The organism is Mesorhizobium sp. M5C.F.Ca.IN.020.29.1.1 (genome assembly GCF_003997375.1).
GTDB lineage: Bacteria > Pseudomonadota > Alphaproteobacteria > Rhizobiales > Rhizobiaceae > Mesorhizobium > Mesorhizobium wenxiniae.
The window spans coordinates 1-6,760 of the sequence record NZ_RZSW01000341.1 but is presented as its reverse complement, the minus strand read 5'-3'; the positions used below and the strand labels follow the sequence as shown (position 1 = coordinate 6,760).

Annotated in this window: 6 protein-coding genes; all 6 read right to left on the bottom strand. The window is 63.5% G+C overall.

All coding sequences use genetic code 11. The annotated features are described in order from the left end of the window. Positions 1–131: 131 nt before the first annotated feature. Complete coding sequence (ftsA, locus tag EOA85_RS23410) at positions 132–1,439, bottom strand: cell division protein FtsA (protein WP_127211346.1); 1,308 nt, start codon at positions 1,437–1,439, stop codon at positions 132–134. Beyond that, positions 1,436–2,377: a cell division protein FtsQ/DivIB gene (locus tag EOA85_RS23405; RefSeq protein WP_065010307.1), complete on the bottom strand. Its 942-nt coding sequence runs from the start codon at positions 2,375–2,377 to the stop codon at positions 1,436–1,438. Before EOA85_RS23405 ends, ftsA begins: the two co-directional genes overlap by 4 nt. Continuing rightward, positions 2,365–3,291, bottom strand: coding sequence for a D-alanine--D-alanine ligase (locus EOA85_RS23400; protein WP_127211345.1), 927 nt, complete (start codon positions 3,289–3,291; stop codon positions 2,365–2,367). Before EOA85_RS23400 ends, EOA85_RS23405 begins: the two co-directional genes overlap by 13 nt. A 301-nt stretch (positions 3,292–3,592) precedes the next feature. Continuing rightward, positions 3,593–4,558 (bottom strand): UDP-N-acetylmuramate dehydrogenase, encoded by a 966-nt coding sequence (murB, locus tag EOA85_RS23395; RefSeq protein ID WP_127211344.1) that lies wholly within the window; start codon positions 4,556–4,558, stop codon positions 3,593–3,595. Next, positions 4,555–5,961, bottom strand: a complete 1,407-nt coding sequence (murC, locus tag EOA85_RS23390; RefSeq protein WP_065010310.1) for a UDP-N-acetylmuramate--L-alanine ligase — start codon at positions 5,959–5,961, stop codon at positions 4,555–4,557. Before murC ends, murB begins: the two co-directional genes overlap by 4 nt. Continuing rightward, positions 5,958–6,760 (bottom strand): UDP-N-acetylglucosamine--N-acetylmuramyl-(pentapeptide) pyrophosphoryl-undecaprenol N-acetylglucosamine transferase (locus EOA85_RS23385; RefSeq protein ID WP_164759824.1); only part of this gene is annotated, 803 nt, incomplete at its 5' end. The genes EOA85_RS23385 and murC, both read right to left, overlap by 4 nt.

Here is a 6,760-nt window from a genome sequence, read left to right as displayed (position 1 = left end):
CACCGAACACGGTGATACGCGGCTTGAGCTCGGTGATATCCGGCTTCTGCAGATTGATGGTCATTGTCTCCGTCCTTTGCCTTTCCCGCCGCTTCGCCGCTGCGGCCGCCTATGGGGCTGTCCCCGTCAATTTAAAAACTGTCTCTCAACCACTGACTCATTCGATGCAGCTTTCCGCCCGTTCCGGTCATCCTGAGACCGGAAATTCTCTTCGCCGGATGGCTCTCGAAATTCGCCATCTGCGGGTAGATCAGAAGCCCGACCGGCGTCGAGAAAGCCGGCCCCTTGGCCGCCTCCGGCAGGCCCGCCACACCGAGCGGACGGCCGATGCGCACATTGCGTCCGAGAATGCGGCGCGCTGCCTCGGGCAGGCCGGAAAGCTGGCTGGCGCCGCCGGTCAGCACGACGCGCTTGCCAACGGCGTTGCCGTAGCCGGACCTGTTCAGCCGGTCGCGCAACAGTTCGAGCGTCTCGTCGATGCGCGCCCGGATGATGCGCGTCATCACCGAACGCGGTATCTGCAGGGGCACCTCGCCATCCTCGCCGATCGGCTGTATCGAGACAAGGTCGCGGTCGTCGGCACTGCCGGGCAGCGCCGATCCATGCATCACTTTCAGCCTCTCGGCGGCGTCGAGCGAGGTCGACAGGCCCTTGGCCATGTCCAGTGTGACGTGGTTGCCGCCGATGGCGATGGCGTCGCCATGAACGAACTTGCCTTCCGAAAACACCGAGATCGTCGTGGTGCCGCCGCCCATGTCGATGCAGGCCGCGCCCATTTCGAGTTCGTCGTCGACCAGTGCTGCAAGCCCGCTGGCATAGGGGGTCGCCACCATGCGCTCGACCGAGAGGTGCGAACGGTTGATGCAAAGCTCCAGATTGCGCAAGGGTGCCGCATCACCCGTCAGCACATGCATGTCGACGCCGAGCTGGTCGCCGACCATGCCGCGCGGATCACGCACGCCGCGCTCGGCGTCCAGCGAAAAGCCGACGGGAAGCGAATGGATCACCTCGCGCTCGGCCCGCAGCGCCTGCTTGGCGCCGGCGGCAAGCACACGCTTGATGTCGGCCTCGTCGGCCTCATGGCCGCCGAGGTTGATGGTTGCCGAGAAGCTTTCGCTCTTCAGCCGGCCGGCCGTCATGTTGACGATCAGTGAATCGACGGTCAGCCCGGCCATGCGCTCGGCGGCATCGACGGCAAGACGGATGGCGTGCTCGGCCCTGTCGAGATCGATGACGACACCCGATTTCACGCCTTGCGATTTCTGGTGGCCGATGCCGATCACCTGGATGCGATGCGAGCGCCCGCGCAGCAGCATGCCGTCCTCGCGCGGCTTGAGCTTGGCCACCACGCAGCAGACCTTGCTCGAGCCGACATCCAGCACCGTCATGATGCCGGACCGGCGCGACGAGGCATCGCTGTTGCCGCCAAGCCAGCTCATATCTTCGTCTCCGCCTTGCGCTTCGGCATTTTCGGCTTTTCATTAAGCGCGGCCTGACGCTGCGTCGCCGCCTCGGGCGTCAACTGGACGACGAGGCGATCGGAAAGGCGCATGTCGACGGCGGCGATATCGCGCGTCAGCAGCCCGTTCTCTCGGTCCATCCTGACCAGATCGGCGATCGCCTGGTCCTCGCCATCCTGGGGAAGCTTGACCGTGATGCCGTTTTCCAGCTTCAGGTCCCAACGCCGTTCGCCGATGCGGATATAGCCCTTGATCCGTGCGGCAAGCTCTGGATATTTCTTGATCCTGGCCAGGAAATCCGGCGCCTTGGCCGGCGCGCCGGTGCCCACAATCAGTGGCAGCAGCGACTGCTTGCCGCCGGAGAATGGCGCGATCACGGCGCCGGACCGCTCGATGACGGAAAGCTCGTTACCCTGCTGCCAGAGCGCAAAAGGCTCACGCTCCTCGATGCGCACCTCCAGCGTGTGCGGATAGACCTTGCGCACCGCCGCAACCTCGACCCAGGGCAGCGTGGCTATGCGGCCCCGCGCGGCTTCGGCATCGAAGCCGATCAGCGACGTCCAGCCATCGAGCTGCATCCTGTCGAGAATGTCGATCTCGGAGGTCGCGCGGTTGCCGACGACCTTGATCTGGTCGACGGCAAAGCCGGTGCGGGCAGTGATGCCCTGGACGACACCGTCGACATGTCCGCCGAGATAGGCGCCATAGGCACTGCCCGATACGATCAGCGCCGCCGACAGCACGGCTGCGGAAAACGGCGGCACCTCGAAGTCGCCCTCGCCCAGGCGCGCCAGCACGCGCGCCGGCCGGCGAAGCAGACGCGGCAGCACAAAATGGTCGAACGACAACGGCACACCGAACAGCGTCGGCCCGGCCGCGCCCTTCCCCTTGCCCTGTCCCCACTTCAACGCAGACACGAAGCGTCCTCCACCATCCAACTCAACAAATCGCCGAACGAGTGTCCCGCCTGCGCGGCGATTTCAGGCACCAAGGATGTCGGCGTCATGCCCGGCTGAGTGTTGATCTCGAGCCAGACAATTTCACCGTTCTCGGAGTGTCGATCATCATAACGGAAGTCCGACCGGGAAACGCCCCGGCAGCCGATAGCTTGGTGAGCCTTGAGCGTCAGTGTCTGTATTTTTTGGTAAATATTCGGTGAAATTTTTGCAGGGCATTCGTGTTTTGATCCGCCCGCGACGTATTTTGAATCATAGTCGTAGAAGGAATGGCCGGTCGGTATGATCTCGCAAACCCCGAGAGCCACGTCGCCCATTACCGCGCAGGTCAATTCCCGCCCGTGCACATAGCGCTCCACCATGACGGTATCGCCATACTTCCAGTCGGACGAACCGATGACCTGCGGCGGATGCGACTGACCTTCGTGCACGATGACGACGCCGAAGCTCGATCCCTCATTGACCGGTTTGACGACATAGGGCGGCTTCATCGGGTGCTTGTTCTGGATGGCGAAGCGATTAACCACCTTCGATTCGGCAACCGGGATGCCGACGGACTTGGCGATCTTCTTGGCTTGTTCCTTGTTCATGGCAAGCGCCGAGCCGAGCACGCCGGAATGGGTGTAGGGGATGGCAAGATATTCGAGGATGCCCTGGATGGTGCCGTCCTCGCCGAAAGGGCCATGCAGCGCATTGAAGGCAACATCAGGCTTGAGCTCAGCCAGCACCGATCCGACATCGCGAGAGACGTCGACGCGAGTGACCTGGTAGCCCTCCTTCTCGAGCGCGTCAGCACAGGCTTTTCCTGAAGACAAAGACACGGGCCGCTCGGACGAGAATCCACCCAGAAGGACGGCCACGTGCTTGCTTTTCATTTCCCGTCATTCCCTCTCACGGCGGGCCCTCTTGCGGTGGGTCTGCATCTCACATGCCCCAAAAGGGCCACACACTCAAACGCTCGGAGCAGTCCCTGCCCCCATGATTTCCGCAACATCGAGTCCCCGAGCCTCCCGGCAGGTTGCCCTGACGAAAAAAACGCTGGTGACGCGTCGAAACGACTCAAATCAGGAAACGCTTCAGGGCAGAGAATCAGAGAGTTGAATCGCTGGCAAGTCCTTACGATTCCGAGAGATTCACTTTCCGCAAAAAGGGCAGCGAAAACTGTGTTGTGAGTCCTTAGAGCAACTGTCCGAGGAATTCCTGGACCTCATGCCCCGGCCGAAAATTACCGATGCGCTTGATTTCCCAATGCAGCCGGATGCCCGACCGTTCGAGCACGCGCGTGCGCACGGTCTCTCCGAGATATTCGAGATCGTAGCCGGTCGCGGTTCCCGTGTTGATCATGAAGTTGCAATGCATCGGCGACATCTGCGCGCCGCCGATCATCAGCCCCCGACAGCCCGCCCTGTCGATCTCCTTCCAGGCCGAGGTGCCCTCCGGATTCTTGAAGGTCGAGCCGCCGGTCTTTTCGCGGATCGGCTGCACGGTCTCGCGATGGTGCTGGACGGCGTCCATTGCCGCCTTGATAGCGGCCTTGTCTGCCAAGACCCCTTCAAACACAGCCGATGTGAAGATCAGCCCGGCAGGGGCTGCCGAATGGCGATAGGCGTAGCCCATATCGGCGTTGCTCAGCGTATGCAGGTCGCCCTTGCGATCGAGCGCCCGCACCTCGACGACGCGCTCGCGCGTCTCGACGCCATTGGCGCCGGCGTTCATCCTCAGCGCACCGCCGACGGCACCCGGAATGCCGTGGTAAAATTCAAAGCCGCCTATACCAGCCTGATAGGCGACAGCGGCAAGGCGCTTGTCGGGCGTGGCGGCGCCCGCCTTGATTGTGGTCGGCGCAATCACTTCGGCTTCGCCAAAGCCCTTGGCCGAAAGCCGGATGACGAAGCCAGTAATGCCACCGTCGCGGACAAGCAAATTCGAGCCGATGCCGACGATGGTCAGCGGTATCTCCTCGGGCACCGCCCTCAGGAACGCGGCGAGGTCGTCCTCGTCGGCCGGCTGGAACAGTGCGTCGGCCAGCCCGCCGGCGCGGAACCAGGTGATCTTGTCCATCTCGGCATTGGGCGTAATGCGGCCGCGCAGGCCGTCAAGCCGGCCGCCGAGCTTGTCGATCAGTGCCTGGCCACGCATCATGAGGCGGTACCGCCGAGTTCCCTGGGCAGCGCGTAAGCCCATTGCGTGATGTTGCCGGCGCCGAGGAAGACGATGAAATCGCCTGGTTTCGCCAGGTCGCGGATAACCGGCGCAATCGCCGCGGGGCCTTCGATGTAGCGCGCGTCGCGATGGCCGCCGGAGCGGATGCGCGACACCAATGCCTCGGACGTCACCCCGTCGATCGGCTCTTCGCCTGCCGCATAGATCGGCGCCACCATCACCGTGTCGGCGTCGTTGAAGCAGACGGAAAACTCGCCGAACAGATCATGCAGCCGGGTGAAGCGGTGCGGCTGGGCAATGGCGATTACGCGGCCCTTGGTGGCGTCGCGCGCCGCCCTCAGCACCGCCGCGATCTCGACCGGATGGTGGCCGTAATCGTCGAACACATCGACGCCGTTCCACGAACCGGTACGGGTAAAGCGCCGCTTGACGCCGGCGAAGGACGACAGGCCCTTCCTGATCGCCTCGGCCGAAAGGCCGAGCTCATGCGCGACGGCGATCGCCGCCGTCGCATTGGCGACATTGTGACGGCCGGGCATCGGCAGGCGCAGGCCTGATATCGTCGACTGGCCGCGGGTCTTGCGGTCGCGGATCACCACGTCGAATTCCGAGGTCGGGCCGTCCATGCGGTGATTGGTGAAACGCACATCGGCCTGCGCGTTCTCGCCATAGGTGATGACGCGACGGTCCTCGATGCGGCTGACCAGTGCCTGCACTTCCGGATGGTCGGTGCACATGACGCCGAAGCCGTAGAATGGCACGTTCTCGACGAACTGGCGAAAGGCCTCGCGCACCTTGTCGAAGGAGCCGTAATGATCGAGATGCTCGGGATCGATGTTGGTGACGACGGCAATCTCGGCCGGCAGCTTCAGGAAGGTGCCGTCGCTCTCATCGGCTTCGACCACCATCCATTCGCCGTCGCCCATCCGGGCGTTGGTGCCGTAGGCATTAATGATGCCGCCATTGATCACTGTCGGATCGAGCCCGCCGGCTTCGAGCAGCGTCGCCACCATCGAGGTCGTCGTCGTCTTGCCATGCGTGCCGCCGATGGCCACCGCCTGCCGGAAGCGCATCAGTTCGGCCAGCATCTCGGCACGGCGGACAACGGGAAGCAGTTTCTCGCGCGCCGCCTTCAGCTCCGGATTGGATTTCTTGATCGCCGTCGAGACGACAACCACTTCGGCTTCGCCGACATTATCGGCGTGATGACCGACAAAGCACTCGATGCCCTTGTCGCGCAGCCGCTGTACATTGGCGCTGTCGGCCTGGTCGGATCCTTGCACCTTATAGCCGAGATTGTGCAGCACCTCGGCGATGCCGCTCATGCCGATACCGCCGATGCCGATGAAATGCACGAGGCCTATCGTCTGCGGCATCTTCATGCGTGCGTCTCCTTCCTGAATGCCGATACGCTTTTCTTCGACGCAATAGCCTCTGTCAGATCGGCGAGCAACCGTGCCGCGTCCGGTTTTCCGGCCGATTTCGCCGCCGCTGCCATTGTGGTCAGCCGCTCCGTATCGTCCATCAACGCGCCGACGAGCGCAGCGATGCGCTCGGGCGAGAGCGAGGATTGCGGATGCACTTCGGCGCCATCTGCCGCTGCTAATGCCGCAGCATTGGCTGCCTGGTCGTGGTCGAGCGCGTGCGGATAGGGCACCAGCAGCGCTGGCCGGCCAATCACCGCGATTTCCGATACGGTCGATGCGCCGGACCGCGACATCACAAGATGCGCCGCAGCCATGCGCGCCGCCATGTCGGTGAAGAAGGGCGATACCTCAGCCTCGACGCCAAGGGCAGCATAGGCCGCCTTCACCCGCTCGACATCGTCGGCACGCGCCTGCTGGGTGATCACCAGCCGCTTGCGTTGCGCGTCGGAAAGCTTTCCAATCGCAGCCGGCATTGCGTCGGAAAAGAACTGTGCGCCCTGGCTGCCGCCAAACACCAGGAAGCGGAACGGCTGCTTCCCGGTCGACGCCGCATAGGGCATCTTTGCCGCCTCAAGCACTTGCGGCCTGACCGGGTTACCTGTCGTCACTGTCTTGGCGCCTGCAGCGCTCGAATCTTCCGGCAAGAACCCGCCAGCGATGGCATCAACGCGGCCGGAGAGCGCCCGGTTGGCACGCCCCATCACCGCGTTCTGCTCGTGGATCATCGTCGGCACTTTGCGCCGCGTCGCCGCAT

Excerpts from the sequence above, each read along its gene's own strand:
- ftsA (WP_127211346.1), bottom strand. The coding sequence starts at position 1,439 with ATGAGCTGGCTTGGCGGCAACAGCGATGCCTCGTCGCGCCGGTCCGGC.
- EOA85_RS23400 (WP_127211345.1), bottom strand. The coding sequence starts at position 3,291 with ATGAAAAGCAAGCACGTGGCCGTCCTTCTGGGTGGATTCTCGTCCGAG.
- murB (WP_127211344.1), bottom strand. The coding sequence starts at position 4,558 with ATGATGCGTGGCCAGGCACTGATCGACAAGCTCGGCGGCCGGCTTGAC.
- murC (WP_065010310.1), bottom strand. The coding sequence starts at position 5,961 with ATGAAGATGCCGCAGACGATAGGCCTCGTGCATTTCATCGGCATCGGC.